The sequence below is a fragment of the Pseudonocardia sp. EC080619-01 genome (assembly GCF_001420995.1).
Taxonomy (GTDB): domain Bacteria; phylum Actinomycetota; class Actinomycetes; order Mycobacteriales; family Pseudonocardiaceae; genus Pseudonocardia.
Genome location: NZ_CP012184.1, coordinates 5,457,627 through 5,483,990, shown reverse-complemented (window position 1 = coordinate 5,483,990; position 26,364 = coordinate 5,457,627). Strand labels below are relative to the sequence as shown.

The following is a 26,364-nucleotide window of genomic DNA, read 5'->3' as shown; positions in this document are numbered from 1 at the left end:
GGTGCACCGTCAGCGCAGGCCGAGCACGCGGGCCGCGTTCTCCTTGAGGATCAGCGGGCGCACCTCGTCGCGCAGGTCCAGGCCCGCGAAGTCCTCCAGCCACCGGTCCGGCGTCACCACCGGGAAGTCCGACCCGAACAGCACCTTGTCCCGCAGGTAGCTGCCCGCGGCCCGCACGAGCTGCGGAGGGAAGTACTTCGGCCGCCAGCCGGACAGGTCGATGTAGGCGTTCGCCTTGTGCGTGGCGATCGCGATCGCCTCGTCCTGCCAGGGCACCGACGGGTGCGCCATCACGATCGTCAGGTCCGGGTGGTCGGCCGCGACGTCGTCGAGCAGCATCGGGTTCGAGTAGCGCAGCTTGATGCCGCGCCCGCCCGGCAGGCCCGCGCCGATCCCGGTCTGGCCGGTGTGGAACAGGGCGGGGACCCCGGCCTCGGCGACGGCCTCGTACAGCGGGTAGTGGGCACGGTCGTCCGGCTCAAACTCCTGCAGCGACGGGTGGAACTTGAAGCCGCGGGCGCCGCGCTCGGCCAGCCGGCGGATCCGGGCCACCGACGCGGCACCGCCGTGCGGGTCGACCGAGCCGAACGGGATCAGCACGTCCGGGTGCTCCGCCGCGGCGTCGAGGATCTCCTCGCTCGACAGCGCCGGGTGCCCGGTCGCCGTGGCCGCGTCGACGGTGAAGACCACGGCCGCCATGGACCGTTCCCGGTAGTGGGCGGCGATCGTCGCGACGGTCGGGGTGCGGTCCTGGCCGGCGCGGAAGTACCCGGCCGAGGCGTCCATCAGTTCCTGGTCGAGCGACAGGCAGCCGTGGCCGTCCTGCTCGACGTGGGTGTGCACGTCGATCGCGACGAGCCGGTCGAGGTCGAGCGTCACGGCGGTGTCCCCTCCCCGGGGTCGGTCAGTGCGGTGTAGCCGAGCTCCAGGCTCTGCCGGAACAGCGGGTGCTGGACGTCGGGCACCGCGCCGAGCATCTCCTCCTCGATCGCCCCGACCAGCGGGTCGCAGCGTTCCAGCAGGTCACGGCCGGTGGTGGTCAGGGTGAGCAGCAGGACACGGCGGTTGTCCGGGTCCCGGCGGCGGACGACGTGGCCGTGCTTCTCCAGCCAGCGCACCATCTCGTTCATCGTCTGCGGGGTGACGAAGGAGCGCCGGGCGAGCTGCGCGGACGACAGCCCGTCCCGTTCGCGCAGGGCGGTGAGCGCCGTGAACTGCAGGGTGGTGAGCCCGTGCGGGCGCAGCGCCTCGTCCATCCGGGCCCGGATCGCCAGTTCCAGGCGCTTGACGAGGTACAGGGTGAGCGGTCGGTCCGGCACCGCAGGATCCTCCCGCACCGGCGCGGCGGGCGTCGTCGCCGTCATCCGTACCGCTCCCGCAGGGCGGCCTTGAGGACCTTCCCGGACCCGGTGCGCGGCAGGTCGTCGGCGAAGTCCACGTGCCGGGGCACCTTGTACCCGGCGAGCCGGTCGCGCAGGTGCGCCCGGATGCCGTCGGCGTCCGCCGCCGCCCCGGCCCGCAGGACGACGACCGCCCGGGGAACCTCGCCCCACCGCGCGTCCGGCGTGCCGACGACCGCGCACAGCTCGACGGACGGATGCTCGTAGAGCGCGGACTCGATCTCCGCGGGGTAGACGTTCTCCCCACCCGAGATGATCATGTCCTTGATCCGGTCGACGACGGTGACGTAGCCGTCGGCGTCGGCGGTGGCGACGTCACCGGAGTGCATCCAGCCCCCGGCCAGCGCCTCGTCGGTGGCGTCGGGCCGGTTCCAGTAGCCGAGCATCACGTTCGGCCCGCGCACCAGGATCTCGCCCCGCTCCCCCGGTGCCACCGGCTCGCCGGACGGGCCGGCGATCCGGACGTCGGTGAAGAACGACGGCACCCCGGCGGTGCCCGCCTTGGTCCGCGCCGACGCCGGGTCGAGCACGAGCACGCCGGGCGCGGTCTCGGTCATCCCGTAGCCCTGCACGAACGCGAGGCCCCGTTCCAGCCACCGGCGCGCGGTCGCGGCCGGCACCGGGGACCCGCCGCAGAGCAGGGTCCGGACGCTCGACAGGTCGGTGTCCGCCCACTCGGGGCGGGCGGCGAGCGCGTCGTACATGGCGGGGACGCCGAACAGCAGCGTCACCCGGTGCCGGGCGACGAGCTCCAGCGCGGCGGTCGGGTCGAACGCCTCCATCAGCACGCACGTCCCGCCCTTGAGCAGGGTGGGCAGGCACGTCATGCCGAGCGCCGCGGTGTGGAACAGCGGTGCCGCGACGAGCGCCACCTCGTCGCCGGAGAGGTCCGACTCGACCAGGACGTTCACGCAGTTCCAGGTCAGGTTGCCGTGCGAGAGCACCGCACCCTTCGGCCGGCCGGTCGAGCCGGAGGTGTACATGATCAGGCACGGGTCGTCCGGCCCGACCGGCTCGTCGACCGGCTCCGCCGCGGCGCCGGCCAGCGCGTCGTAGGAGCCGCCGACGACCAGCCGCTCGCGCAGCGTCCGGGCCGCGGCGGCGTCGACCAGCGCCCCGGCCGCCGGGGTGTGCACCAGCACCGACACCCCGGCGTCGTCGAGCACGAACGCCAGCTCGGGGGCCGCCAGCCGGGCGTTGACCGGCACGAACACCGCCCCGAGCGACGCGGTCGCGAACAGTGTCTCCAGGTACGCCGGGTGGTTCGGGCCGAGGTAGCCGACCCGGTCGCCGCGCCGCACCCCGAGCCCGCGCAGCCCGGCGGCGAGCGCCGCGGTCCGCCGGGCCAGGTCGGCGTAGGTGTCGTGGCGGTCGCCGTGCACCAGCGCCGTCCGGCCCGGCGTCATCCGGGCGCGGCGCGCGGGCCACGACCCCAGTCCGTCGTCGCGCACCGGGCTACTCGCTCGCGTACGCCGACAGGCCCGGGCGGTAGGACTTGTCGTCGAGGAACTGGCTCAGGCCCTGCTGCCGGCCGCGCTCGGCGTCGAGGAACTGGGACTGCTCGAGCTTGGCGTAGAGGTAGTCCTCGGCCTGCTCCCACGGCATCTCCTGGGCGAGCTTGTAGCCCACCTTCGCCGCCCGCATGACGACCGGGTTCATCGACGCCAGCTTGAGCGCCAGCTCGCGGGTCCGCTCGCGCAGCCGCCCGGCCGGGACCGCCTCGTTGACCAGCCGCATCCCGGCGGCCCGGCGCCCGTCGAACGGCTCGCCGGTCATGATGAAGTACAGCGCGTCGCGCTGGCTCACGGTGGCCGCGAGCGCGCGGGACACCACGCCGCCCGGCGGGATCCCCCAGTTGATCTCCGACAGGCCGTACTGCGCCTCCTCGTCGGAGATCGCCAGGTCACAGGCCACGAGCGGGGTGAAGGCCCCGCCGAAGCACCAGCCGTTGACCATCGCGACCGTCGGCTTGGACCAGTTCGAGAGGCGCTTCCACTGCCACTCGGCCGAGGCGCGGCGGACCCGGATCTGCAGGCCGGGGTCACCGGACTCGTCGACCTCGCGGAAGTACTCCTTGAGGTCCATCCCGGCGGAGAACGCGTCGCCGGAGCCGGTGAGCACGAGGACCCTGCAGCGCGGGTCGCCCTCGAGGGCGTCGAGGGTCGCGACCATCTCGTCGTTCAGGGTCGGGCTCATCGCGTTCCGCTTGTCCGGGCGGTTCAGCGAGACCCAGGCGATCCCCTCGTCGAACTCGACGAGGACGGTGTTGCCCCAGGGTTCGGTCATGGTCGTTCCTCTCAGAAGGGGTAGCGCGCGGACTCCGCGCGGACGGTGACCCACTGGGTCTCGGTGAAGGCCTCGACGTTGGCGCGGGCGCCGCCGACCCGGCCGACGCCGGAGGCTCCGACACCGCCGAACGGGGCGGACGGGTCGTCGTTGACGGTCTGGTCGTTGACGTGCACCAGGCCGGTCGGGATCCGGTCGGCCAGTGCGAGCCCGGCCGCGGGGTCGGCGGTGATGACGCCGAGGGACAGCCCGTACTCGGTGTCGGACGCCGTCTCGGCGGCCTCGTCGAGGGTGTCGAACGGACGCACGCAGGCGACCGGGCCGAACACCTCCTCGGCGTAGGCGGGGACGCCCGGATGGCAGTCGGCGAGCACCGTGGGCCGGAAGAAGGGGCCGTCGGCGGTCCCGCCCTGCACGAGCCGGGCGCCGGCGGCGACGCTGCGCTCGACGAGATCGGCGACCTTCGCGAGCTGGCCGTCGTCGATGATCGGGCCGAGCGCGACCTCGCCGGTGAACGGGTCACCGACCGGCAGCTGCTCGGCCTTCTTCCCGAGGAGCTCCACGTAGCGGTCGTAGAGCGAGCGGTGCACCAGGTGCCTGCCGGTGGCCATGCAGATCTGCCCCTGGTGCAGGAAGCTGCCGAACGCCCCGCAGGAGGCGGCGGCCTCCAGGTCGGCGTCCGCACACAGGACGAGCGCGCTGTTCCCGCCGAGCTCGAGGTGGGCGCGCTTGAGCAGCTCCCCGGCCTTCGCGCCGATCGCGCGCCCGGCCCGGGTGGACCCGGTGAAGGACAGGACCGGCACCCGCGGGTGCTCGACGAGCGCGGCGCCGGCGCCGGCGCCGCCGGGCAGCACCTGCAGCACCCCGGCCGGGAGCCCGGCGGCCTCGAGGACGCGCGCGATGACGACGCCGCCGCACACCGCGGTGCGCGGGTCCGGCTTCACGACGACCGCGTTGCCCAGCACGAGCGCCGGGGCGACCGACCGCATCGACAGCAGCAGCGGGAAGTTGAACGGCGACACCACCGCGACGACGCCAGCCGGCACCCTGCGCTCCAGGCTCACCCGGCCCGCGGCCGGGAGCAGCTCGCCGTACGGGGCCGACGCCAGCGCGGCGGCCTGCGTGCACTCGCCCGCCGAGCCGTCGATCTCGATGCCGGCCTTGAGCCGGACCGACCCGGACTCGCGGACCAGCCAGTCGGAGATCTCGCCCGCGTGCTCGGCGAACAGGGTCGCGGCCCGCAGCAGGACGGCGGCGCGCTCGGTGTGCGGGGTCGCCGCCCACTCCTTCTGCGCCGCCACGGCCCGCTCGACGGCGGCGTCGACGTCGGCGGGGCCGGCCGCGCCGACCGAGCCGAGGACGGCACCGGTGGCCGGCTCGCGGACCTCGCGGACGCCGTCGCCACCGGGTGTCCAGGCACCGGTGAACACCCGGTCCTGCCACGTCGCGGGATCGAGGAAAGCCACCCGAACCTCCTTGGTCGATTATCAGGTTTCCTGATGAAGATGAGCCGAGAGTGCGGCGATGAGATGCGTGAGCGCAAGACTGAGTGGCCCGCGTCACCCGTAGAGCGGAAGGATTCCTGTCGTTCAGACCGAGGGGCGGCCGCGCCGCACCTCGTCCAGCCTGCGCGCCCGGACGGCCTGCTCGAACGGCGTGTCCCCGCGCGAGCCCCGGTCGCCGAGCTCGTCGTGCAGCCGGGAGATCCGCGTGCTGTCGTGGTGCGAGGCGAGCTCGGCGAGATCCGGGTCGGACTCGGCGAGCAGCTGCCGGAACCGGTGCTCGGCCAGCGGTCCGAGCCGGTCGTAGACCTCCAGGAACAGCCGCTGGGCGTCGGTGCGCAGCCACCCCGGCGGCAGCATCTCGGCGGGGAGGTCGGGGTCCCGCTCCGGGAAGGCCCGCCACGCCACCCGCAGCTCGGTGCGGATCCGCAGGGCATCGGCCGGCCCGATCCGCCCGGCAGCCAGGTCCTCGCGGAGCGGCTCGTAGGTCCGCACGAATCCGCGGTAGTCCGCGGCCAGCCCGTCGAGGTCGAACGCCGCCGCGGGCCCGCCGCCGGACGGCCCGCCGGGCACCTCGGTCGCGCGCAGCACCGTGGCCCGCGCGACGCCCAGCTCCGCGACGAGGTCGCGGGCGGGCCCGGCGAGATCGCGCGGCGAGACCCAGAGCCCGTCGTAGAGGGCGGCCAGGCCGAGCACTCGCAGCCGGGACCGCAACGCGGTGCGGACCTCGCGCTCCTGCTCCGGCACCGAGAACGCGACGACCGTCCAGCACCCGTCCCACTCGGGGGCGGACGCTCCGAAGGTGAGCATCCGGTGCGTGCGGTCGACGATCACGTCGCTGGTCCGGGGCGGGATGCCGTAGGCGGTCGTCCGGCCGTGCCGGGACACCGTCAGCAGGTCCTTCGCGGCGAGCCGGCGCATCGCGGCACGCGCGTTCTCCTGCCCGATGCCGAACTCGGCGAGCAGCCGCACCAGCGCCGCGGACGGGATGTGCTCGTCCCGCCAGTACCAGTAGTCACCGAGCAGCGAGGTCAGCAGCAGCTGCGGCTCGGCCCTGGCCCGCCCGTCGTCCGACATCGGCATCCCTCCGTCCGGGAGCGTACGTGTCGCCGATCGGACTTCCGCACAGCGGAAGCGGGGTGTTGTATTAGGCGACATCTCATGCGACGCTCGTCGCCATCATCGTCGGCAATGGTCCGGTGCACCATCCCGGCCCCGACGACCACATGGCTCGACCCAACGCAGGGAGAACCTCGCCATGCGCCTCATCCGCCACTCGCGCCCAGGTCGCTGGGCCCTCGCGGTCGTGGCCGCGTCGGCCGCGCTGGCCACCGGCTGTGGAGCGACCGTCGGGGAACCCACCCGGACGCCCCCGCAGCCCGGCGCGAACACCGCACTGCACGCCACGCTGCCGGACTCGGTCAAGGAGTCGGGAGTGATCCGGTTCGCCGGGGACTCGCACCCGCCCTACCGCACCGTCGGCGGCGGCGGCGGCGGCGAGATCACCGGCATCGACGCCGACATCCAGGACGAGCTGAGCCGGGTGCTCGGCGTCCGGATCGAGACCAGTGTGGTCGACAGCCTGCCCGCGGCGCTGCAGGGCATGCTCGCCGGCCGCTACGACGCGTTCAACGGACCGGTGAAGGTCACCGCCGAGCGCGAGCGCCAGTTCGACACCGTCACCTGGATGACCACCCGGACGTCCTACGTCGTCCCGGCGGACCCCCCGACCCCGATCGCCGCGACCGAGGACCTCTGCGGGCGGCGCGTCGCGGTCGTCTCGGCCAGCGTCGTCGAGGAACAGCTGCGCCGGCTCTCCGGCTACTGCGAGCGGACCGGGCGCGGCGCCGTGGAGTCCGTCGGGCTGGCCGACACCAACGCCACCCTGCTCGCCGCCCAGTCCGGCCGGGCCGAGGCCGCGGGCATGACCCAGGCCGCGGCGATCGACGTGACCAGCCAGCAGCAGGGCGCCTACACCTACGTCACGCAGACCGAGGAGCAGGGCGCGACCGCCGACAAGCTCGCGCTCTACGTGGCCAAGTCCAGCGAGCTCGGGCCGGCGATGCAGGGCGCCTTCGAGGAGCTGTTCCGGGACGGCAGCTACCGCCGGATCATGCAGAAGTGGGGCCTGGACGACGTGACCGTGCCCGCCCCCGAGTACAACGCGGGGACCGCACCGTGACCGCCGCCGGGACGACCGGCACGCCTGCCACCGGGACCACCGCCGGGGCCGCACCGGGCGGGCCGCACGACGTCGCCACCGCGCGTCCCCGGCTCCGGCCGGGCCGGATCATCGCCTCGGCCGTGCTGGCGCTGATCGCCGTCCAGCTCGTCGCGTTCGGCGTCGGCAACGAGCGGTTCCAGTGGGACGTGGTGGCCGAGCACCTGTTCGATCCCTCGGTCCTGCGCGGTCTGGGCACCACGATGCTGCTCGCCGTCCTCGCCATGCTGATCGGCTCCGTGCTGGGGGGGCGCGCTGGCCGCCGCGCAGCTGTCCGACTTCGGGCCGACCCGGTGGGCCGCGACCGTCTACGTCGGCGTCTTCCGCGGCATCCCGCCGCTGGTCCAGCTCATCTTCTGGTTCAACCTGGCCTACCTGCTGCCGCGGATCTCGATCGGCGTCCCGTTCGGCCCGACGCTGCTGAGCTGGGACGCGAACGACCTGATCACCCCGCTGACCGCGGGCGTCATCGGCCTGTCGCTGGTCCAGTCCGCGTACATGGCCGAGATCATCCGCGCCGGGATCCTCGGCGTGGACCACGGCCAGCGCGAGGCCGCCTCGGCGATGGGCTTCACCCCGGCGCAGACCTTCTTCCGGATCATCCTGCCGCAGGCCATGCGGGTGATCATCCCGCCGTCCGGCAGCCAGTTCATCACGGTCGTGAAGGGCACCGCACTCGTCTCGGTGATCGCGATGAACGACCTCCTGCACTCCGTGCAGGTGATCTACAACCAGACCTACGAGATCGTCCCGATGCTGATCGTGGCGTGCCTCTGGTACCTGACGGTCGTCACGCTGCTGACGATCGGGCAGCGCAGGCTGGAGCGCCGCTTCGCCCGCGGTCACGTCCGGACGACCCCCTCCGGAGGTGCCTCGTGAACCCCGTCCTGTCCCTGCGCGGCACGACCAAGCGCTTCGGCGACCACACCGCGCTCGACGCGGTCGACCTCGACGTGGCCGAGGGCGAGGTCGTCGTCGTGATCGGGCCGTCCGGCTCCGGCAAGTCGACCCTGGTGCGCTGCGTCCACCAGCTCGAGTCGATCGACGGCGGCGGCATGTACCTCGACGGCGAGCTGCTCGGCTACTCCGAGCACCGCGGCGCGCTGCGCCCGCTCACCCCGAGGGGGACCGCCGCCCAACGCCGCCGGATCGGCATGGTGTTCCAGCAGTTCAACCTGTTCCCGCACTTCAGCGCGCTGCGCAACGTCACGGAGGCACCGCGGCGGGTGCACGGCCGCAGCGCCGCCGACGCCGAGCGCGACGCCATGACGCTGCTGGAGCGGGTCGGGCTCGGCGACCGCCTGCACCACTACCCGCGCCAGCTCTCCGGCGGCCAGCAGCAGCGCGTCGCGATCGCCCGCGCGCTCGCCACTCGGCCCCGGATCCTGCTGTTCGACGAGCCCACCTCGGCGCTCGACCCGGAGCTCGTCGAGGAGGTCCTCGGCGTCCTGCGCGGCCTCGCCGCCGACGGCCTGACGATGGTCGTCGTCACCCATGAGATGGCCTTCGCCCGCGAGGTCGCCGACCGCGTGGTGTTCATGGAGGCTGGCCGCATCGTCGAGACCGGGCCGCCGTCGCAGATCTTCGGGAACCCGTCGAGCGAGCGGCTGCGCACGTTCCTGTCCCGACACACCCGGGAGGTCCCCGCATGACGGCACCGACGGGCATCACCGTCGCATCGGTCCCGGACCTCATCCTCGACGAGCCCGACCCGGCGTCGTTCCTGGCGCCGTCGGCGGCGCTGCTGCGCGCCGCGGACGTGACCGTCGGCCACGTCGAGGTCCCGCACTCGACGACCACGGTGCAGGTCTCCACCGACGTCCCCGCCCCACCGGCGGACCCGGCCGCGCTCGGCGCGCTGACCGCCGCCGGGTTCGACGTCGTCACCCTCGCGGGCAACCACGTCTTCGACGCGGGCGAGGAGGGCGTGACCGACACGGTCGCGCACGCCCGGAAGGCGGGCCTGCTCACCGCCGGGGCCGGGGCCGACCTCGCCGAGGCGCGCGCCGCGGCCGTCGTCGAGCGGGGCGGGCTGCGGATCGGCGTGCTGTCCTACAACTGCGTCGGGCCGCGGGAGTCCTGGGCGACCTCCCGCAAGGCGGGCTGTGCCTACGTCCACGTGCTCACCCACTACGAGCTCGACCACGCGAGCCCCGGCGGGCCGCCGCGGATCTACACCTTCGCCGACCCGGGCTCGCTGGAGGCGATGGCCGACGACGTCGCGCGGCTGCGCGCCGAGGTCGACGTCGTGCTGGTCGGCCTGCACAAGGGCGTCGGGCACACCCCCGCCGCGGTGGCGATGTACGAGTCGCCGGTGGCCCGGGCCGCCGTCGACGCCGGCGCCGACGCCGTGTTCGGCCACCACGCGCACATCCTGCGCGGCATCGAGGTCTGGCGCGGGAAGCCGATCTTCCACGGGCTCGGCAACTTCGTCACCGTCACCCACGCCCTGACCCCGGCGTCCGGCGGGGACAGCGCCGAGCGCGACGCGTGGGCGGCGAAGCGGAAGGAGCTCTACGGCTTCGCCCCCGACCCGGACATGCCCTTCTACCCGTTCCATCCCGAGAGCCGGGACACCGTCGTCGCCACCTGCCGGTTCGACGGGTCCGGCGGCCTCGTCGAGGCGGGCGTCGTCCCCTGCCGCATCGACGACGCCGGCCGCCCCGTCCCGCAGGGACCCGACTCACCGGTCGTCGGCTACGTCCGCGACATCACCACCCGCGCCCGGCTGGGCGGCAGGCTGGTCCGCCGCGGCGACGACTGGCTCGTCGCCGGGGCGGGCACGTTCGAGGAGATCGCATGACCCACCAGCCGCTCGCCGGCCGCACCGTCATCGACCTGACCACCGCGCTCGCCGGGCCCTACGCGACCCTGCTGCTCGCCGGTCTCGGCGCCACCGTGATCAAGGTGGAGAACCCCGCCACCGGCGGGGACACCTCCCGCAACAACTCCCCGTACCTCGGCCGGGACGGCCTGGCGCTGGGCCGCACGCACGACGACGACATGTCCGTCTCCATGCTGCTCCGCGGCCGGGGCAAGCTCAGCGTCACGCTCAACCTGAAGGACCCGCGGTCGAAGACCGTGTTCACCGACCTGGTCCGCGGCGCCGACGTGCTCGTCGAGAACTACTCGCCGGGCGTCACCACGCGGCTCGGCATCGACTACGCCGCCGTGCGGGAGATCAACCCGAAGCTCGTCTACACCTCCATCAGCGGGTTCGGCGCGCAGGGCGGGCCCGGCTCCGGCAAGGCGATGGACGCGATCATCCAGGCGCTGTCCGGGGTGATGATGACGGCCGGGGAACCGGGCGGTGATCCGGTCCGCTTCGGCCTGCCGGTCGGGGACCTGCTGGCGCCGCTGTACGCGGTCGTCGGGACGGTGTCGGCGCTGCTGCAGTCCGAGACCACCGGCGAGGGCCAGCACGTCGACGTCTCCATGCTCGGGGCGCTGACCTCACTGGTGGCCTGCGAGCCGTTCGACGCCTACGACGCCGTCGGCCTGGAGCAGCGCACCGGCGCGATGGTGCCGCGGCTGGCGCCGTTCGGGATCCTGGAGGCCGCCGACGGGCACATCGCGCTGTGCGCGCCCACCGACGCGTTCGCCCGCGGGGTGCTGCGCGCGATGGGCCGCGACGACCTCGTCGACGACGACCGCTACCGCACCCGCGACCAGCGGGTCGAGCGCGCGGACGAGCTGCACGCGCTGATCGGCGCCTGGTGCCGCGGGCTGCCCCGGGCCGAGGTCATCGACCGGCTCACCGCCGAGGGGGTGCCCGCCGCCGAGGTCCGCGACCCGCGGGAGGCGGTGCGCGACCCGCTGGTGCGCGACCGGCGCGAGGTCGTCCCGCTCGCCCACCCGCGGCACGGCGCGACCGCCGACCTGTCCGCGACCGGCGTGCCGATCGTCTTCTCCGGCTCCGACGTCGGGCTCGACGGGCCCGCACCCGCGCTCGGCGAGCACAACGACCGCGTCTACCGCGAGCTGCTCGGCTACGACGCCGACGAGATCGCGGCGCTCACCGCCGACGCCGTCATCTGATCCTGCCGACCCACACACCGTCCCGGGGGACCACCATGTCCGCAGCACTGGCTGCGCTGCTCGACCCTGCCCTGCCCGGCCGCACGCCGGACCGGCCGGTCGCCGGCTACGTCGGCGCCGACGTCCCGGTGGAGCTGCTGACGGCGGCCGGGTACCACCCGCTGCGGCTGTCCGGCTCGCCGCACGAGGACGCCTCGCCCGGCCGCCGGCTCCTCGGCGGCGGACTGGACCCGGTCGCCTGCTCGGTGCTGACCCGGCTGCTCGCCGGGGCGTACGGGCAGCTCGACGTGCTCGTCGTCTCGCGGGACTGCGAGGCGTCGCTGCGGCTGTTCTACGTGCTGCGCGAGCTCGCCCGGGTGGAGCCGTCGGTGGCGCTGCCGCCGGTCCACCTCGTGGACGTCCTGCACCTCCCGCACCGCACGACCACCCGCTACGTGCTGGCGAAGGTCCGCGGTCTGCGCACCTGGCTGGCCGGGCGGTCCGGGCGCCCGGCCGGTGACGACGCGCTCGCCGCCGCCGTCGCCGCGCACGACCGGGTCCGCGGCCTGCTGCGGGCCACCGGCGACCTGCGGGCGCAGCGCGGGCTCACCGGGACCGAGTTCCTCGGCGTCGTCGACGCCGCGACCGCGCTCCTGCCGGACCGGGCCGCGGAGCTGCTGACCGCACTGGTCGCGGAGCTGCCGGACCGGGGCCCGCGGCCCGGGCACCCGGTGCACCTCACCGGCTCCTCGCACGACTCCCCCGACGTGTACGCCGCGGTGGAGGCGGCCGGGCTGCTCGTCGTCGGGGAGGACCACGACCGCGGCGACCTCCTCGCCGCGACCGACGTCGGCGACCCCGGCGACCCCGCGGGCCTGGAGCTCGCGCTGGCCGAGCGGTACCAGTTCAACGGGCCCGCGGCGCCGCGGGCGTCGATCGCGGAGCAGGCCGCGCACACCGCGGCCCGGGTCCACGCCCGCGGCGCGGCCGGGCTGCTCGGGTACGTCCGCCGCCACGACGACGGCCCGCCCTGGGACTGGGCCGCGCAACGCGCCGCCGCGGGCGTCCCGGCGGCGTCGCTGGAACACCAGCCCTACGGCCGCGTCGATCCGGACGCCCTCGACCGGGCGGTGCGCACGCTGCGGGCCCCGGCGGTGGCCGCATGAGCGCCCCGGCCCGCACCGGACGGCTGCCCAGCGCGGCCGCGGCGACGGCGTACCAGCGGCAGTGGTTCGCCGACCTGCACCGCGACCACGTTCCCGGCGCCCCGCTCGCCCTGGTCAACGCGGACGCCCCGCAGGAGGTCTTCCGCGCGATGGGCATCCCCTACGTCGTCAACCAGTGGTGGGCCTCGATCGTCGCCGCCAAGCGCCGCACCCAGGACCACCTCGCCCGGCTCCGCGAGCGCGGCTACCCCGACCACACCGAGCAGTACAGCTCCACCGCGCTCGGCAGCGCCTTCGACCCGGACCCGGCGAGCGCCCCGTGGGGCGGGCTGCCGATGCCGTCGATCGTGCTCGCCGAGACCACCGGCGACGCGTCCCGCAAGATCTTCGACGTGTGGGGCGAGCAGCCCGGCGTCACCTTCTACCCGCTGGAGAGCGCGGCCGCGGACACCGTCCCGGAGCGCTGGTGGGAGCTGATGCCGCACCACTGGGAGGACGCGGTGGGCTCCGACCGGCTCGACCTCATGGTCGGCGAGCTGGAGGGCCTCATCCGGTTCCTGGAGCAGACGACCGGCCGCCGGTTCTCCGAGCAGCGCTTCGCCGAGGTGCTGGCCCTGACCAACGAGCAGGAGGAGTGGAACCGGCGCACCCGCGACCTCGTCGCGGCCGCCCGGCCGTGCCCGGTCGCCGTCACCGACTCCATCCCCGCGGTGATGATCCCGCAGTGGCACCGCGGGACCACGTGGGCGCGCGACGCCGCCCACCGGCTGCACGACGAGGTCGCCGGCCGGGTGTCCGCGGGCGCCGCCGTGTGCGACGGCGAGCGGGCCCGGCTGATGTGGGTCGGCCGCGGCCTGTGGTTCGACCTGGAGTTCTACCAGCGGTTCCAGGAGCGCTACGGCGCCGTGTTCGTGTGGTCGATGTACCTGGCGATCGCCGCCGACGGCTACGTCCGCTACGGCGACGACCCGCTCCGCACCCTCGCCGCGCGGTTCGCGGCGTTCTCCGACCAGCTCTACACCCCGCCGTGGTCCGCCGAGTGGTACGTGAAGGAGGCCCGCACGCACGGCGTGCAGGGTGTCGTCCACCTGGTGTCCGACGACGCCCGCGGCAGCTGGGCGACCAGCCGCGCGCTGCGGGCCGCCGGGATCCCGGTGCTGGAGCTGCACGCCGACAACGTCGACGCCCGCCGCTCCGACCCGGACCACCTGGACCGCACCGTCGGGAGCTGGATCGAGGCCGAGGTGCTGCCCCGGGCCGATGACTGAGGCCCCGCCCCGGCCCCGTACCGGGCTCTCCACGCCCGCGGTGCTGGCCGGGGCGCTGGTCGCGCTGTTCACCGGCTCCCTCACCAACACGATCATCGGGATCGCGCTGCCGACGATCGCCGGTGAGCTCGGCGGGCAGGACCGGGTCGCGTGGGTGGCGGCCGCGGCACTGCTCACGATGACGGCGGCGACCCCGGTGTGGGGCAAGCTCGCCGACCGCCGGGGCCCGCGGCCGATGCTGCTCGCGGCGATCGCGCTGTTCGTCGTCGCGTCCCTGGTCGCCGGGCTCGCCCCCACGATGGGCTGGCTGATCACCGGCCGGGCCCTGCAGGGCGCGGCGTCGGGCGGCATCCTGGCCTGCGCGAACGCGCTCGTCGCGGTGCTCGTCCCGGCCCGCGAGCGCGGCCGCTGGACCGGCTGGTTCGGGCTGTCGTTCGGCACCGCGTCGGTGGCAGGGCCGCTGATCGGCGGGCTGCTGGTGAGCCCGGGCGCGCCGGGCTGGCGCTGGTGCTTCCTCGGCGTCGTCCCGGTGACGCTGGCCGCCGCGCTGCTCGTGCGGCTCGCCCCCGACCACCGCCCCGGGTCCCGCGACGCCCCGCTGGACCACCTCGGTGCCGCGCTGCTGGCGCTCGCCTCCGGTGGGCTGGTCGTCCTGCTCTCGGCGGGCGGGGTGGCGTGGCCGTGGTCGTCGCCGGTCACCGTGGTGCTCGCCGTCGCCGTCGTGGTGACGACGGTGCTCGCCGTGCTGCGCGAGCGCCGCGCACCGGACCCGATCCTGCCGCCGCGGCTGTTCCGCAGCCGCACCGTCACCATCGCCTGCGCCGCCGGCCTGCTCGTCGGCACGGTGATGTTCGGCGGGATCATCTACCTGCCGCAGTTCCTGCAGGTGGTGCACGGTCACGACGCCATGACCGCGGGGCTGCTGATGCTCCCCCAGATCGGCACCATGATCGTCGCCTCGGCGGTGGCGGGCCGGCTGATCGTGCGGACCGGGCGCTGGAAGAGGTTTCCCGCGGCCGGTTGCGCGCTGCTCGTCGCCGGGCTGGCGGTGCTCGCCCCGCTGACCCCGGCCACCCCGGCCTGGCAGGTCGCCGCCGGGATGGCGCTGCTCGGCGCCGGGACCGGACTGACCCAGCAGGTGCTCGTGCTCGCCGCGCAGAACGCGGCCGGGCCCGGCGACGTCGGCGTCGCCGGGTCGTCGGCGACCTTCGCCCGCACCCTCGGCGGCGCCGTCGGGGTCGCGGTGTTCGGCGCGCTCATCGCGGCCCGGCTGCGCGCCGACCTGCCCGCCGCGCTGGGCGCGGCCGGGCTCCCCGCCACCGACGACGGCGTCCGGCGGCTGCTCGGCACCCCCGCGCAGGTCGCGGCGCTGCCCGGCCCGCTCGCCGACGCCGTGCGGGCCTCCTACACCCACGGGCTCCAGCTCGTCTTCCTCACCACCCTCCCGGTCGCGGTGCTCGCGCTCGTCGCGGTGCTGCTGATCCGCGAGACCGCGCTCGACGAGGGCGCGCCCGCCCCCTGACCCACCGCTCCACGCCCGACCCGACCGCTGCACCATCGACCGCTGCACGGAGGCTCCGCCATGCCCGGAAACCGCCGCCGGACACTGCTCGTGTCCGCACTCGTCGTCCTCGGCCTGGTGGCCGCCCTCGGCATCGCACTGCTCGTGGTGCCACGCCCCGCGGTCGCCACCGCGGACTCCGCACTCGGGTCCTACGCACCGGAGAAGCAGTTCACCGAGCGGATCACCGAGTCGTTCCTCCTCCCGATGCGCGACGGCACCCGGCTCGCGGTGAAGCTCGACCGGCCGGCGGTCGACGGGCGGGCCGCGCCGGGGCCGTTCCCGGTGCTGTGGCAGCACAGCCTCTCGACCGAGCGCAAACCCGAGGACGGCGCCGGCCCGAAGACCGGCGGGATCCAGACGATCCCGACGCTCACCGACCACGGCTACGTCGTCGCCCAGGTCGCCCGCCGCGGCAACGGCCAGTCCTTCGGGGTGCGGCGCGGCTACAACGACCGGCTGGAGGCGAACGACACCTACGAGGTCACAGAGTGGCTCGCCGCGCAGCCCTGGTCCGACGGCAACGTCGGCGTCTACGGCTGCTCGAACACCGGTGACGCCGCGATGCACACCCTCACCGTCCGGCCGCCGCACCTGAAGGCGGTGCTCGCGGGCTGCTTCTCCTGGGACAAGTACGACGCGTGGCGGGTCGGCGGCATCTCCGCCCAGTGGGGCTTCGGGCCGTCGCGCACCGTCGAGCAGGACCTCGCGAACACCCCGGTCGACGGCGACGAGGACAAGACCCTCCTGCGGGAGGCCGCCGTCGAGCACCAGAGGGCGACGCCGCTCGCGGACATGTGGCGCGGGATGCCGTACCGGGACAGCTGGACCTCCGCGACGCAGTCCCGGTTCTGGTCCGAGGGCAGCGTCGGCAGCTACGCCGACCAGGTCCGGGCGGCGGACGTCCCCGTCTACGTGATCGGCGGCTGGCACGACGAGCTCCGCGGCCAGGGCATCGCGACACTGCTGAACGTGCCCGGCTCACGGCTGCTCGTCGGGCCGTGGAAGCACTGCGAGAACGCGGGGTTCGGGCTCGTCGAGGAGGCGCACCGGTTCTTCGACCAGCACCTCAAGGGCATCGACACCGGCATCGACGCCGAACCGCCGATCCACTACGCCACCCCGCGGTCCGACGCCGCCGACGCCACCGGCCTGGAGTGGACGGCGGCGCAGAGCTGGCCCCCGGCCGGGACCGCCCCGCAGCCCACGACGCTCGGCGGCGACGGCGTCCTCGGCTCGGCCGCACCCGGCGCCCGCGGGTTCACCGTGGACACCGCGGCGGAGTGCCCCACCGACCCGGGCAGCGGCTCCACGATCCAGCCCTGCCACATCCCCGGCAGCGGGACGAGCTGGACCGGTCCCGTGCTCGACGCGGCCACCGAGCTCACCGGCACCCCGGTCGCCGACCTGACCGTACGGACCGACCGTCGCGACGGCGACGTGTTCGCCTACCTCGAGGAGGTCGCCCCGGACGGCCGGACGACCGTGATCACCGAGGGCCGGCAGCGGATCTCGCTGCGCGCCGAGCACCCCGCGCCCTACACGCTGCCCGAGGGCGTGCCGTGGCACCGCGCCTACGCCGCCGACGCCGCCCCGGTCACGCCCGGCGCGGCGGTGCGGCTGCGGTTCGCGATGCTGCCGACGTCGTACGAGGTCCCGGCCGGGCACCGCATCCGGGTCACGGTGACCGGGCACGACCCGCGCGCCACCGGCCCGCTGCCCGACGCCGACGGCGCCCGCATCGAGGTGCTGTCCGGTCCGGACACCGCGTCCTCGGTGACGCTCCCGCACCACACCGGCTGACCCACCGGACCACGGAGGACATCCCATCAGGACCGCCGCCGGTGGTGGCCCCGTCACAGCGGGCAGCCACCGGCGGGCCGGGACATCTACCATCGCCCGGTGACCGAGAACCACCACGTGATCATCGGGGCGACCGGTTGACCGCTCCCGGACCGGCGGGTACCGACCTCGCCGGAACCCCGGGCAAGGGACTGCGGACGGGCGCGATCGGGCTGTGGGGCAACACGGCGATCGGTCTGGGTGCGACGGCACCGGCGTACAGCCTCGCCGCCACCCTCGGCTACGTCGTGCTCGCCGTGCACGACAAGGCGCCGGCGATGTTCCTCGTGGCGTTCGTGCCGATGCTGTTCGTCGCCGTCGCCTACCGCGAGCTGAACCGCTCCGTCCCGGACTGCGGGACGACGTTCACCTGGGGCACCAAGGCCTTCGGGCCGTGGGTCGGGTGGATGGGCGGCTGGGGCGTCGCGGTCTCGGCGATCATCGTCCTGGCCAACGTCGCCGAGATCTCCGCGATCTACACGCTGCGGGCGGCCGGGCTCGACGACCTCGCCGAGAACACCCTGGTCAAGGTCGGTCTCGGCGTCGCGTTCATCGCGGTGATGACCTGGATCAGCCACCGCGGGATCGTGCTGTCCGAGCGGTTCCAGAACGTGCTGGTCGTCGCCCAGATCGCCGTCCTCGCGCTGCTCGCCGTCGGTGCGCTGGTGCTGGTCGCGACCGGTGACGCCGGCCCGCAGGCGGTCGCGCCGAGCTGGGAGTGGTTCAACCCCGTCGGCGTCGACGGCTCCGCGCTGGCCGAGGCCGTCATCCTGTGCATCTTCATCTACTGGGGGTGGGACGCGTGCCTCGCCGTCGGCGAGGAGACCCGCGGGTCGGACTCCACCCCCGGCCGGGCGGCGCTGCTCGCGACGGCGATCCTGCTCGCCGTCTACCTGCTGGTGGCGGTCGCCGTGCAGTCCTACGCGGGGCTCGGCGCCGAGGGGATCGGGCTGGGCAACGCGGCCAACGCCGAGGACGTCATCACCGTGCTCGGCGCGCCGATCGGTGGCCCGGTGCTCACCACGGTCCTGCTGCTGACGGTCGCGATCTCCGCGGCCGCCTCCACCCAGACGACGATCCTGCCGACCGCCCGCGGGGCGCTGGCGATGGCCGTCTACGGGGCGGTGCCGCCGCGGTTCGGGCGCACCCACCCGCGGAACCGGACGCCCGACTTCGCCACGCTCGTCATGGGCGTCTCGGCGATCGCGTTCTACCTCGTCCTCGGCCTCGTCAGCGACGACGCGCTGCAGGACACGATCGCCTCGCTCGGCCTGGCCGTGGCGTTCTACTACGGCATCACGGCGTTCGCCTGCGTCTGGTGGTTCCGGGACTCGCTGCTGACCTCGGCCCGTCACCTGCTGCTGCGCGGGCTGCTGCCGCTGCTCGGCGGGCTGGTCATGGTGTGGGCGTTCGTGCAGAGCGCGATCGACATGCTCGACCCGGAGTACGGCGAGACCAGCTTCGGCCCGGTCGGCGGGGTCTTCGTGATCGGCGTCGGGATGATCGTGCTCGGGGTCCCCCTGATGCTGGCCTGCGCGGTACGGCTACGGGCGTTCTTCCGCGGCGAGCTCCTGCACGCCGGCACCCCCGTCCTGGTCCCCGAATCCGGCGACCCGCCCCACGGCGGCTCCTGACCCGTCCCCGGTGGTCACGGATCGGGAAGGGATCCGGCCACATGTGGCCGCCACACCTCCCGATCCGTGATCACCGGCCCAGGGGGCCGGTCAGGGCGTCGTCCAGGATCGCGAGCCCGCGGTCGATCTCGGCGTCGGTCGCGGTCAGCGGCGGCGCGATCCGGAAGGTCCCGCCCATCCCCGGCAGCTGGACGATGTTCATGTGCAGGCCGAGCTCCGCGCACCGCCGGGTCACGGCGGCACCGAGCCGGTCCGCACCCGCGCCACCGGCCTCGCCGTCGTCGACCAGCTCCAGCCCGACCAGCAGGCCCCGCCCGCGGACGTCGCCGACCGAGGGGTGCCGCGTCGCCAGCTCGTCCAGCCCGGTGCGCAGCCGGGCGCCGAGCTCGCGGGCGCGCAGGTCCAGGCGGTCGCGTTCGAGGACGTCCAGCACGGTGTTGCCGACGGCGGCGGGCAGCGGGTCGTTCACGTGCGTGGTGAGGAAGAGGAACCCGCGGTCGTGCGCCTGCTCCTCGATCTCCGCGCTGGTCAGCACGGCCGAGAGCGGGAGCCCGGCACCGAGGGTCTTGGACAGCGTGAGGATGTCGGGGACGACGCCGTCGCGCTCGAAGGCGTAGCGGTCACCGGTGCGGCACAGCCCGGTCTGCGCCTCGTCGAGGATCAGCAGCATGCCGCGCTCGTGGCACTTGTCGCGCAGCGCCGCCAGGTAGCCGGGCGGCAGGTCGATCACCCCGCCCGAGCTGAGGATCGGCTCGACGATGCAGGCCGCGAGCGCACCGGTGGACTGCGCGTCGATCAGCGAGAAGCCGAGGTCCAGCTGGCGGCGCCAGTCGAGCCCGCCCGCGGCGTCGACGACGTCCGGACGGAACCGGTCGGGCACCGGGAGCGCGAAGTTCCCCGGGGCCGCGGGCCCGTAGCCGTGCCGGCCGGCGACGTAGGTGGCGTTCGCCGCGGCGCCGGTCATGCCGTGCCAGGACCGGGCGAACGACACGATCTCGTGCCCGCCGGTGACGAGCTTGGCCATCCGGATCGCGGCTTCGTTGGACTCGGCGCCGGTGCTGAGCAGCTGCACCTTGTCGAGCGCCGGGACGCTCTCCGCGAGGCGCCGCGCCAGCTCGATCACCGGGCGGGACAGCATTCCGCTGAACAGGTGATCCAGCCGTCCGACCTGGTCGCGGACGGTCGCCACGATCTCCGGGTGCGAGTGCCCGAGGATCGCGCTCATCTGGCCGGAGGTGAAGTCGAGCAGCTCGCGGCCGTCCTCGGTGAACACCGAGCAGCCCTCGGCGCGGTCGATCACGCCGGGGCTGAACGTGCCGTGGCCGAAGTAGCGGACGAGGTGCCGGTCGGCGGCGTCGTCTCCGGCGGTCGGGGCGGCGGGCGCGGTCGCGGTGTCCGTCATGGGTCCGACGCTACGAACCCGTTCTGTGCGCGTCCATCGCACGATGCCGACGCTGCTGTTCGACCTGGCCGCACAATGGGTGGGTGCTGAACCCCTACCGGCTGCGCATGCTGACCCTGCTGGACGGCCTCGGGACCGTCCGGGCGGTGGCGGAGACGATGCACGTCAGCCCGTCGACGGTGTCCCAGCAGCTCGGCGTGCTCGAGTCCGAGACGCGCAGTGGCCTGTTGGAACGGACCGGGCGCCGGGTCCGGCTCACTCCGGCCGGGCTGGTACTCGCCCGGCGCGGGCGGGAGATCCTCGACCGGATGGCCGACGCCGAGGCCGAGCTGCGCGCCCTGCACGACGAGCCGATCGGGAACGTGCGACTCGGGGTGTTCCAGAGCGCGATCCACACCCTCGCCGTCCCCGCCGCGGAGCGGCTGGCGGCGTCGCACCCGCACCTGCACGTCGAGCTCGTCGAGTCCGAGCCGCACGAGAGCGGGCCGGCACTCGGTACCGGGGAGCTGGACGTCGTCGTCACCACCACCGACCACGTCGCGTTCCCGTGGGACCGTGACCTGGAGATCGTCCCGCTCGGGACGGACCCGGTGGTGCTGGTGCTGCCGCCGGACCATCCGCTGACCCGGCACCGGGTCGTCGACCTGGCCGCGTGCGCGACGGAGACGTGGGCCCTCGACCGCCCCGGGTCCTACATGGCGGAGCTGACGGCGCGGCTGTGCCACGAGTCGGGGTTCGAGCCCCGCACCGCGTGCCGGTTCGGCAACTACCTGCTCCTCCTGCAGCACGTCGAGGCGGGACGCTCGGTGGCGCTGCTGCCCGCGCTGGCCGTCGCGCCGGGGCACGCCGTCGTCACCCGCGGGCTGACGACGCCGGTGCACCGCAACGTCGCCGTCGTCCGGCGACGGGCGAGCGGGCTGCGCACCGCGGTCGACGCCGTCGTCGAGGCACTGCTCGACCATCCCGAGCTGGCAGCCCTGTCCGCCCCGGGTCCGCCCTGACCCGCCCGACGCCCCGCCACCTCCGCCGCCCCGCCGCCCCCCGTTGCGCGTCCCGCGGAACGGGGGCGCCGACCACCGCGCTCACCGGATCCGCCGACGCTCACCGGATCGCGTGAGCGTGGCCGGGTTCCGTGAGCGCGGCCGGACTCGGCGAGCGTGCCGGACTCGGCGAACACAGCCGGACCTGGTCGCCACGCCCGGACCCGCCACGGGGCCGCGACCTGCACGCTCACCGGATCGGCTCCGCTCACCGAACCTGCCCGCGCTCACCGGATCGCGTGAGCGCGGGCAGGTTCGGTGAGCGCCACGGCCCTTGCCGCGTTCCGCGGAACGTGGCAACGGGGCAGCGGGGCGGGGCGGGGCGGGGCGGGGTGGTTCAGGACACGAGCAGGAAGGGCACCACCATCGTCAGGATGGTGAAGGCCGGGCCGATGAGGACCATCGCGAAGCCCCACACCGTCAGCCGGTTGGAGAGCACCTTGCGCTCCGGTTCCGACGCCGAGGCGACGATCGTCGCGCCGGTGGTGGAGAACGGCGCGCAGTCCACCAGCGACGCCGAGATCGCGAGCGCGTAGATGAAGCCCGTCGTCTCCAGCCCGCCGCCGACCACCAGGAGCGGCACCGCGAGCGGGATGAGCGCGCCGAGGATCCCGATGGTGGACGCGAACGCCGACACCAGACCGGCGATCACACAGAGCACGATCGCCGCGACCAGCGGGACGTTCACCGAGCGGGCGAGCTCCCCGAGCTGGTCGATCGCACCGAGCCGGGTGAGCACGCCGACGTAGGTGAGGATCCCGCCGAGCAGCAGGATCGTGCCCCAGTCGACCTTCGACACGGCCTTGCGACCGACCTCGGGGTTCCAGAGCGAGAGTCCGACCGCGAGGGTGAGCGCGACGACGCCGAGGTTCACGTCGACGTCGAGGATCGTCAGGGTGAAGAACCCGACCACCAGCAGGACGAGCGTGGCGAGCACGCCGATCTGCAGCCCGTTCAGGGGCGGGGCCGGTTCGGTCTCCGCGCGCGTCGCCGTGGCGACGCCGCCACCGGCCGGTCCCCCGGTCGACGACGCCGTGCCGCTCCCCGAACCACCGGTCCCGGCACCGCCGTTCCCGGCACCCCGCGAGCGCCGCACCAGCTCCGGCCCGCCGAACATCAGGAACGCGACGAGCACGACCAGGGCGTTCACCCCGACCGACAGGAAGAACATCAGGCCGGCGTCGTAGGGGATCCCGGCCGTGCGGGCCACCGTCCCGACGGTGATGCCGTTGATGCTGGTCGGCGCGAGCGCCCCGCCGACGATCGCGGAGCTCATCGCGATGCCCATCAGCGTGGGGCTGATCCGGTGCGTGGTCGCCAGCGACATCGCGATCGGCACGACCGCGAACGCGGCGTGCGAGGTGCCCAGGCAGGCCACGGCGGTGCCGATCAGCCACATCGCCCACGGCAGCAGCGCGACCCGGTCGCCGACCACGCGCACCGAGCGGTCGACCAGCCAGTCGATGGTGCCGGTCTCCCGGGCCATGCCGAACAGGTAGGTGATGCCCAGGAGGATCAGCAGGGCGTCGACGGGGAAGTCGGCGAGGATGTCGTCGAGGCTCTCCCCGACCACCCCGATGCCGACGAGGAACGCCGCCACCAGCGCGAGCGCTCCCATGTGCACGTTGCGGATCGCCGAGATCGCGAACACCGCCGCGAACACGACCAGCGCGATGACCTCGGCGCTCATGCCGGCACCCCCGCCCCGGTCATGGCGGACTCGGCGACCCGGTGCGCGGCGAGCGCCCCCGGGTCGGCGCCGTCGAGGTCGTCGACGCGTACCAGCTCACCGGCCGGCACCGCGCGGTTCAGCCGGGTCCCGGCGAGCAGGTAGTACGGCGCGGTACCGGGCTCGGCGGTCACCATCACCGGCGCGACGCCGGCGATCTCGTGGTGGTGGCCGGTCACGGTGAACTCCGTGCCCGCCTCCAGGTCACCGGCGGTCCGGGCGGCCAGCAGGGTGGTCGGCCGGGGCTGCGGTGCGGGCCCGGACCCGTCGACGGCGGCGTGGATCGTCAGCGGCGTCTCCGCGCCCATCGCGTGGTACGGCCAGTAGAGGCAGGCGTAGCGCCCGTCGCGGCTGACGACGTGCCCCTTGCCGCGCAACATCTCCCAGGTCACCGGGTCGCCGGTGCGGACGACGGCGAACACGCCCCCGGCGACGCTCGCCTCGCCGGGCAGGCGCAGCGCGGAGAAGACGTCGACCACGCCGTCGTGCTCGCGGACCCCGCCGTGCTCGCGTGCGGCGTACACGTCGGCGAGCTCGGCGATCCGGGCGACCGGGTAGTGCAGGTCCTCCCGGTCGGGGACGGCGCCGGTGCGGGTGGCGACCACGGTCATCTCGCAGAGGTCGGCCGCGGCCGACCGCTTCAGGCCGGCGACGGCGTCGGCGCGGGCCGCGAGGGTCGCCCGCACGTCGGTGCCCAGCTCCAGCAGCCCGGCCAGGGCCGGCACCTCGACGGTCACGTCGTTCTGGACGAGGGTCCCGGCCGCGGGGTCGAGGACGAGGTCGTACTCCCCCGCCTTGCCGATCGCGACGATCTCCAGCCCGGTGGCCGACACCCAGTCGACGAGGCGGATCAGGTTGGCGGGCTGGTCGCCGTCGGCGGGGAGGTAGGCGCGACCGGCGGCACGGGCCCGCTCGGCGAGGGCGACGCCCGCGACCGTGTCGACCTCCTTGGAGACCATGACGACGTGCACGCCATGGTCGAGGGCCGCCGCGGCGCAGGCGGTCCCGACGTCGATCCGCCCGGTGGCCTCCACGAGGACGTCGACACCGTCCCAGGGCACGTCCGCGGCGTCGGTGAGCACCGTGGGGCCGCCGGAGCCGGGGCCCAGCTCGGCGAGGGTCCGCTCCAGGCCGTCGACGTCGGGATCGACCAGGACGGCCGGCACCAGTTCCGGTGTCTGCCGCAGCTGGGCGAGCAACGTGCGGCCGTAGCCGCCGTTCGCCCCGGTCAGCGCGATCCGGACGGGCGCATGGGCCCGTGCGGAATGGGGATGGATCACCGTTGCTCCAATCTGGCACCGCACTCTCGTCCCCCGGCCGGACCGGGGGTGGCGTGACTCTGACACAGGATCTAGATTTCTACAAACATGCCCCAGATTTTCACAAGGAGGCTCATCCGATGCTCGGAGCCGTCGCCGACGACTTCACCGGCGCCACGGATCTGGCGATCATGCTCCGCCGCAACGGTCACCGCGTGGCCGTGGTGATCGAGGAGCACGACCCGGATCCCGCCGTGCGCGAGGGGCTCGACGCCGTCGTGGTGGCGTTGAAGTCGCGTACCGCGCCCGTCGCCGAGGCGGTCGCCGCGTCGGAACGGGCGGTGGACCGGCTGCGCGGCTGGGGCGCCGACCGGCTCTACGTGAAGTACTGCTCCACGTTCGACTCGACCGACCGCGGCAACATCGGCCCGGTGCTCGACGCCGTCGCCGACCGCGCCGGGGCCGGCACCGTCGTCGTCGCGCCGGCGCTGCCCGCCAACGGCCGCACCGTCTACCAGGGACATCTGTTCGTCGGCGCCGAGCTGCTGGAACGCTCCCCCATGCGGCACCACCCGCTCACGCCGATGACCCGCTCCCGGGTCGCGGAGCTGCTCGCCCCGCAGACCCCGCACGCCGTCGACGAGATCCACCTCGCCACGGTCCGCCGGGGCCCCGGCGCGGTACGCGCCGCGCTCGCGGAGGCGGCGGGCCGCTACGTCGTCGTCGACACGGTGGACGACGACGACCTGCGGGTCCTCGGCGCGGCCGTCGCCGGCGCACCCGTCGTCAGCGGCGGCTCCGGGCTCGCCCTGGGGCTGCCCGATCCCGGGACCCCGGCCGACGACTGGCGCCCCGCCGCCCCCGGACGGGTCCGCCTGACCCTGTGCGGCAGCGCCTCCGCCGCGACCCGGCGCCAGGTCGCCGACGCCGCCCGCACCGCACCGTCGCTCCGGATCGACCCGGTGACGGCGGTGCGGGACCCGGACGCCGAGACCGCGCGGCTGACGGCCTGGGTGCGGGAGCAGCCGGTGGGCTCCGCGCCCGTCGTCTACGCGACCGCGGAGCCGGGCGACGTCGTCGCCGAGGTGGACGGCGCCGCCGTCGCCCCCGCCGTCGAGGCGGTGCTCGCGGCCGCCGGGCACGCGCTCGTCGCCGACGGCACCGTGTCCCGGCTCCTGGTCGCGGGCGGCGAGACCAGCGGTGCCGTGGTCCGGTCGCTCGGCGCCGGCCTGCTGCGGATCGGGCCGGAGATCGCCCCGGGCATCTGCTGGACGGCCGCGACGACCGCGGACGGCCGGGCGGTCACCCTCGCCCTCAAGAGCGGGAACTTCGGTCCCGACGACCTGTTCACCTCGGCCTGGGACGTGCTCGCGTGAACGCCGTCGACGCGCTGCTGGCCGCGGGCGCCCGGGTGGTCGCCGATGGGCTGAGCCCCGGCACCAGCGGCAACATCAGCGTCCGCGACGGGGACCGGGTCCTGGTCAGCGGGTCCGGGACCTCGCTGGGCCGGCTGGGCCCCGACGACGTCGCCGTGCTCGACCTCGACGGCAGGCACCTCGACGGTGCCCGGCCGTCGAAGGAGTGGCCGCTGCACCTGGCGTTCTACGCCCGCGACCCGGAGCACCGGGCCGTCGTGCACGTCCACTCCCCCTACGCCGTCGCCGCGTCCTGCCTGGAACCGTGGTCCGACGCGAGCGCGGTGCCGCCGCTGACGCCGTACTACGTGATGCGGGTCGGGCAGACCCCGCTGCTGCCCTACCGGCCGCCGGGCGATCCCGGCCTGGGCGACGACCTGCGCGGGTGCCCCTGGGAGCTGCGCGCGGCGCTGCTCGCCAACCACGGCTCCGTCGTCGCCGCGGCGGACGCGGCGCAGGCGTGCGAGATGGCCGTCGAGCTGGAGGAGGCGTGCCGGATCGCCCTGCTCACCACCGGGCTGCCGCGCCGCGGGCTCACCCCGGACGCGACCCGCGAGCTGGCCCGGCGGTGGGCGAGCCCGTGGGGCGGGCGCACTACAGTCGGATCGTCGAGGAGGTAGCC

The 26,364-nt window shown here is 74.6% G+C and carries 22 protein-coding genes; 13 read left to right on the top strand and 9 right to left on the bottom strand.

Annotated features, from left to right (window positions below; translation table 11 throughout):
• Nucleotides 1-9: 9 nt before the first annotated feature.
• From AD017_RS25680 to AD017_RS25655, 6 genes are all read right to left on the bottom strand, one after another.
• Nucleotides 10-879 (bottom strand): amidohydrolase family protein, encoded by an 870-nt coding sequence (locus AD017_RS25680; protein ID WP_060575820.1) that lies wholly within the window; start codon nt 877-879, stop codon nt 10-12.
• Nucleotides 876-1,364, bottom strand: coding sequence for a MarR family winged helix-turn-helix transcriptional regulator (locus AD017_RS25675; RefSeq protein ID WP_033200257.1), 489 nt, complete (start codon nt 1,362-1,364; stop codon nt 876-878). The genes AD017_RS25680 and AD017_RS25675 overlap by 4 nt, the downstream gene beginning before the upstream one ends.
• Nucleotides 1,361-2,851 (bottom strand): long-chain fatty acid--CoA ligase, encoded by a 1,491-nt coding sequence (locus AD017_RS25670; RefSeq protein WP_060575819.1) that lies wholly within the window; start codon nt 2,849-2,851, stop codon nt 1,361-1,363. The genes AD017_RS25675 and AD017_RS25670 overlap by 4 nt, the downstream gene beginning before the upstream one ends.
• 4 nt (nt 2,852-2,855) lie before the next feature.
• Nucleotides 2,856-3,686: a p-hydroxycinnamoyl CoA hydratase/lyase gene (locus AD017_RS25665; protein ID WP_010232107.1), complete on the bottom strand. Its 831-nt coding sequence runs from the start codon at nt 3,684-3,686 to the stop codon at nt 2,856-2,858.
• An 11-nt stretch (nt 3,687-3,697) separates the two neighbouring features.
• Nucleotides 3,698-5,152, bottom strand: a complete 1,455-nt coding sequence (locus AD017_RS25660) for a benzaldehyde dehydrogenase (protein WP_060575818.1) — start codon at nt 5,150-5,152, stop codon at nt 3,698-3,700.
• Between the two features lie 123 nt (nt 5,153-5,275).
• Nucleotides 5,276-6,271 carry a PaaX family transcriptional regulator C-terminal domain-containing protein gene (locus AD017_RS25655; RefSeq protein ID WP_010232113.1) on the bottom strand — a complete coding sequence of 332 codons (996 nt, stop codon included), beginning with the start codon at nt 6,269-6,271 and terminating at the stop codon, nt 5,276-5,278.
• Between the two features lie 175 nt (nt 6,272-6,446).
• Here AD017_RS25655 and AD017_RS25650 point away from each other — a divergent pair, with 175 nt between their 5' ends.
• The 10 genes from AD017_RS25650 (at nt 6,447) to AD017_RS25605 (ending at nt 18,897) form a co-directional block, all read left to right on the top strand.
• Nucleotides 6,447-7,370: a transporter substrate-binding domain-containing protein gene (locus tag AD017_RS25650; RefSeq protein WP_060575817.1), complete on the top strand. Its 924-nt coding sequence runs from the start codon at nt 6,447-6,449 to the stop codon at nt 7,368-7,370.
• A 294-nt stretch (nt 7,371-7,664) separates the two neighbouring features.
• Entirely contained in the window at nt 7,665-8,288 is a 624-nt protein-coding gene (locus AD017_RS25645; RefSeq protein WP_227012871.1) for an amino acid ABC transporter permease, read from the top strand.
• Nucleotides 8,285-9,061, top strand: coding sequence for an amino acid ABC transporter ATP-binding protein (locus tag AD017_RS25640; RefSeq protein WP_060575816.1), 777 nt, complete (start codon nt 8,285-8,287; stop codon nt 9,059-9,061). The genes AD017_RS25645 and AD017_RS25640 overlap by 4 nt, the downstream gene beginning before the upstream one ends.
• Nucleotides 9,058-10,212, top strand: coding sequence for a CapA family protein (locus AD017_RS25635; protein ID WP_060575815.1), 1,155 nt, complete (start codon nt 9,058-9,060; stop codon nt 10,210-10,212). The genes AD017_RS25640 and AD017_RS25635 overlap by 4 nt, the downstream gene beginning before the upstream one ends.
• A complete protein-coding gene (locus tag AD017_RS25630) occupies nt 10,209-11,447 on the top strand; it encodes a CaiB/BaiF CoA-transferase family protein (protein WP_010232120.1) in 1,239 nt (412 codons plus the stop codon). The genes AD017_RS25635 and AD017_RS25630 overlap by 4 nt, the downstream gene beginning before the upstream one ends.
• A 35-nt stretch (nt 11,448-11,482) precedes the next feature.
• Nucleotides 11,483-12,592 (top strand): 2-hydroxyacyl-CoA dehydratase family protein, encoded by a 1,110-nt coding sequence (locus AD017_RS25625; protein WP_060575814.1) that lies wholly within the window; start codon nt 11,483-11,485, stop codon nt 12,590-12,592.
• Nucleotides 12,589-13,860: a 2-hydroxyacyl-CoA dehydratase family protein gene (locus AD017_RS25620; RefSeq protein ID WP_060575813.1), complete on the top strand. Its 1,272-nt coding sequence runs from the start codon at nt 12,589-12,591 to the stop codon at nt 13,858-13,860. Before AD017_RS25625 ends, AD017_RS25620 begins: the two co-directional genes overlap by 4 nt.
• On the top strand, nt 13,853-15,382 hold the full coding sequence (locus AD017_RS25615; RefSeq protein ID WP_060575812.1) for an MFS transporter: 1,530 nt from the start codon (nt 13,853-13,855) through the stop codon (nt 15,380-15,382). Before AD017_RS25620 ends, AD017_RS25615 begins: the two co-directional genes overlap by 8 nt.
• Nucleotides 15,383-15,442: 60 nt before the next feature.
• Complete coding sequence (locus AD017_RS25610; protein WP_060575811.1) at nt 15,443-17,224, top strand: CocE/NonD family hydrolase; 1,782 nt, start codon at nt 15,443-15,445, stop codon at nt 17,222-17,224.
• Nucleotides 17,225-17,361: 137 nt separating this feature from the next.
• Complete coding sequence (locus tag AD017_RS25605; protein ID WP_060575810.1) at nt 17,362-18,897, top strand: APC family permease; 1,536 nt, start codon at nt 17,362-17,364, stop codon at nt 18,895-18,897.
• A 70-nt stretch (nt 18,898-18,967) separates the two neighbouring features.
• Here AD017_RS25605 and AD017_RS25600 read toward each other — a convergent pair whose 3' ends face one another.
• Nucleotides 18,968-20,299, bottom strand: coding sequence for an aspartate aminotransferase family protein (locus AD017_RS25600; protein ID WP_060575809.1), 1,332 nt, complete (start codon nt 20,297-20,299; stop codon nt 18,968-18,970).
• Between the two features lie 83 nt (nt 20,300-20,382).
• On the opposite strand from AD017_RS25600, the gene AD017_RS25595 reads away from it, so the two are divergent.
• A complete protein-coding gene (locus tag AD017_RS25595) occupies nt 20,383-21,300 on the top strand; it encodes a LysR substrate-binding domain-containing protein (RefSeq protein WP_010226470.1) in 918 nt (305 codons plus the stop codon).
• Nucleotides 21,301-21,676: 376 nt separating this feature from the next.
• Here AD017_RS25595 and AD017_RS25590 read toward each other — a convergent pair whose 3' ends face one another.
• Nucleotides 21,677-23,029, bottom strand: coding sequence for an SLC13 family permease (locus AD017_RS25590; protein ID WP_060575808.1), 1,353 nt, complete (start codon nt 23,027-23,029; stop codon nt 21,677-21,679).
• A complete protein-coding gene (locus tag AD017_RS25585) occupies nt 23,026-24,348 on the bottom strand; it encodes a homoserine dehydrogenase (protein ID WP_060575807.1) in 1,323 nt (440 codons plus the stop codon). Before AD017_RS25585 ends, AD017_RS25590 begins: the two co-directional genes overlap by 4 nt.
• A gap of 119 nt (nt 24,349-24,467) precedes the next feature.
• Here AD017_RS25585 and otnK point away from each other — a divergent pair, with 119 nt between their 5' ends.
• Nucleotides 24,468-25,703, top strand: coding sequence for a 3-oxo-tetronate kinase (gene otnK, locus AD017_RS25580; protein WP_060575806.1), 1,236 nt, complete (start codon nt 24,468-24,470; stop codon nt 25,701-25,703).
• A complete protein-coding gene (locus AD017_RS25575) occupies nt 25,700-26,362 on the top strand; it encodes a class II aldolase/adducin family protein (RefSeq protein WP_060575805.1) in 663 nt (220 codons plus the stop codon). Before otnK ends, AD017_RS25575 begins: the two co-directional genes overlap by 4 nt.
• The last annotated feature ends 2 nt before the right edge of the window (nt 26,363-26,364 follow it).

Coding starts and splice junctions, on each gene's coding strand:
- AD017_RS25675 (WP_033200257.1), bottom strand. CDS start 1,364: ATGACGGCGACGACGCCCGCCGCGCCGGTGCGGGAGGATCCTGCGGTG.
- AD017_RS25665 (WP_010232107.1), bottom strand. CDS start 3,686: ATGACCGAACCCTGGGGCAACACCGTCCTCGTCGAGTTCGACGAGGGG.
- AD017_RS25655 (WP_010232113.1), bottom strand. CDS start 6,271: ATGCCGATGTCGGACGACGGGCGGGCCAGGGCCGAGCCGCAGCTGCTG.
- AD017_RS25650 (WP_060575817.1), top strand. CDS start 6,447: ATGCGCCTCATCCGCCACTCGCGCCCAGGTCGCTGGGCCCTCGCGGTC.
- AD017_RS25635 (WP_060575815.1), top strand. CDS start 9,058: ATGACGGCACCGACGGGCATCACCGTCGCATCGGTCCCGGACCTCATC.
- AD017_RS25630 (WP_010232120.1), top strand. CDS start 10,209: ATGACCCACCAGCCGCTCGCCGGCCGCACCGTCATCGACCTGACCACC.
- AD017_RS25625 (WP_060575814.1), top strand. CDS start 11,483: ATGTCCGCAGCACTGGCTGCGCTGCTCGACCCTGCCCTGCCCGGCCGC.
- AD017_RS25620 (WP_060575813.1), top strand. CDS start 12,589: ATGAGCGCCCCGGCCCGCACCGGACGGCTGCCCAGCGCGGCCGCGGCG.
- AD017_RS25615 (WP_060575812.1), top strand. CDS start 13,853: ATGACTGAGGCCCCGCCCCGGCCCCGTACCGGGCTCTCCACGCCCGCG.
- AD017_RS25610 (WP_060575811.1), top strand. CDS start 15,443: ATGCCCGGAAACCGCCGCCGGACACTGCTCGTGTCCGCACTCGTCGTC.
- AD017_RS25600 (WP_060575809.1), bottom strand. CDS start 20,299: ATGACGGACACCGCGACCGCGCCCGCCGCCCCGACCGCCGGAGACGAC.
- AD017_RS25590 (WP_060575808.1), bottom strand. CDS start 23,029: ATGAGCGCCGAGGTCATCGCGCTGGTCGTGTTCGCGGCGGTGTTCGCG.
- otnK (WP_060575806.1), top strand. CDS start 24,468: ATGCTCGGAGCCGTCGCCGACGACTTCACCGGCGCCACGGATCTGGCG.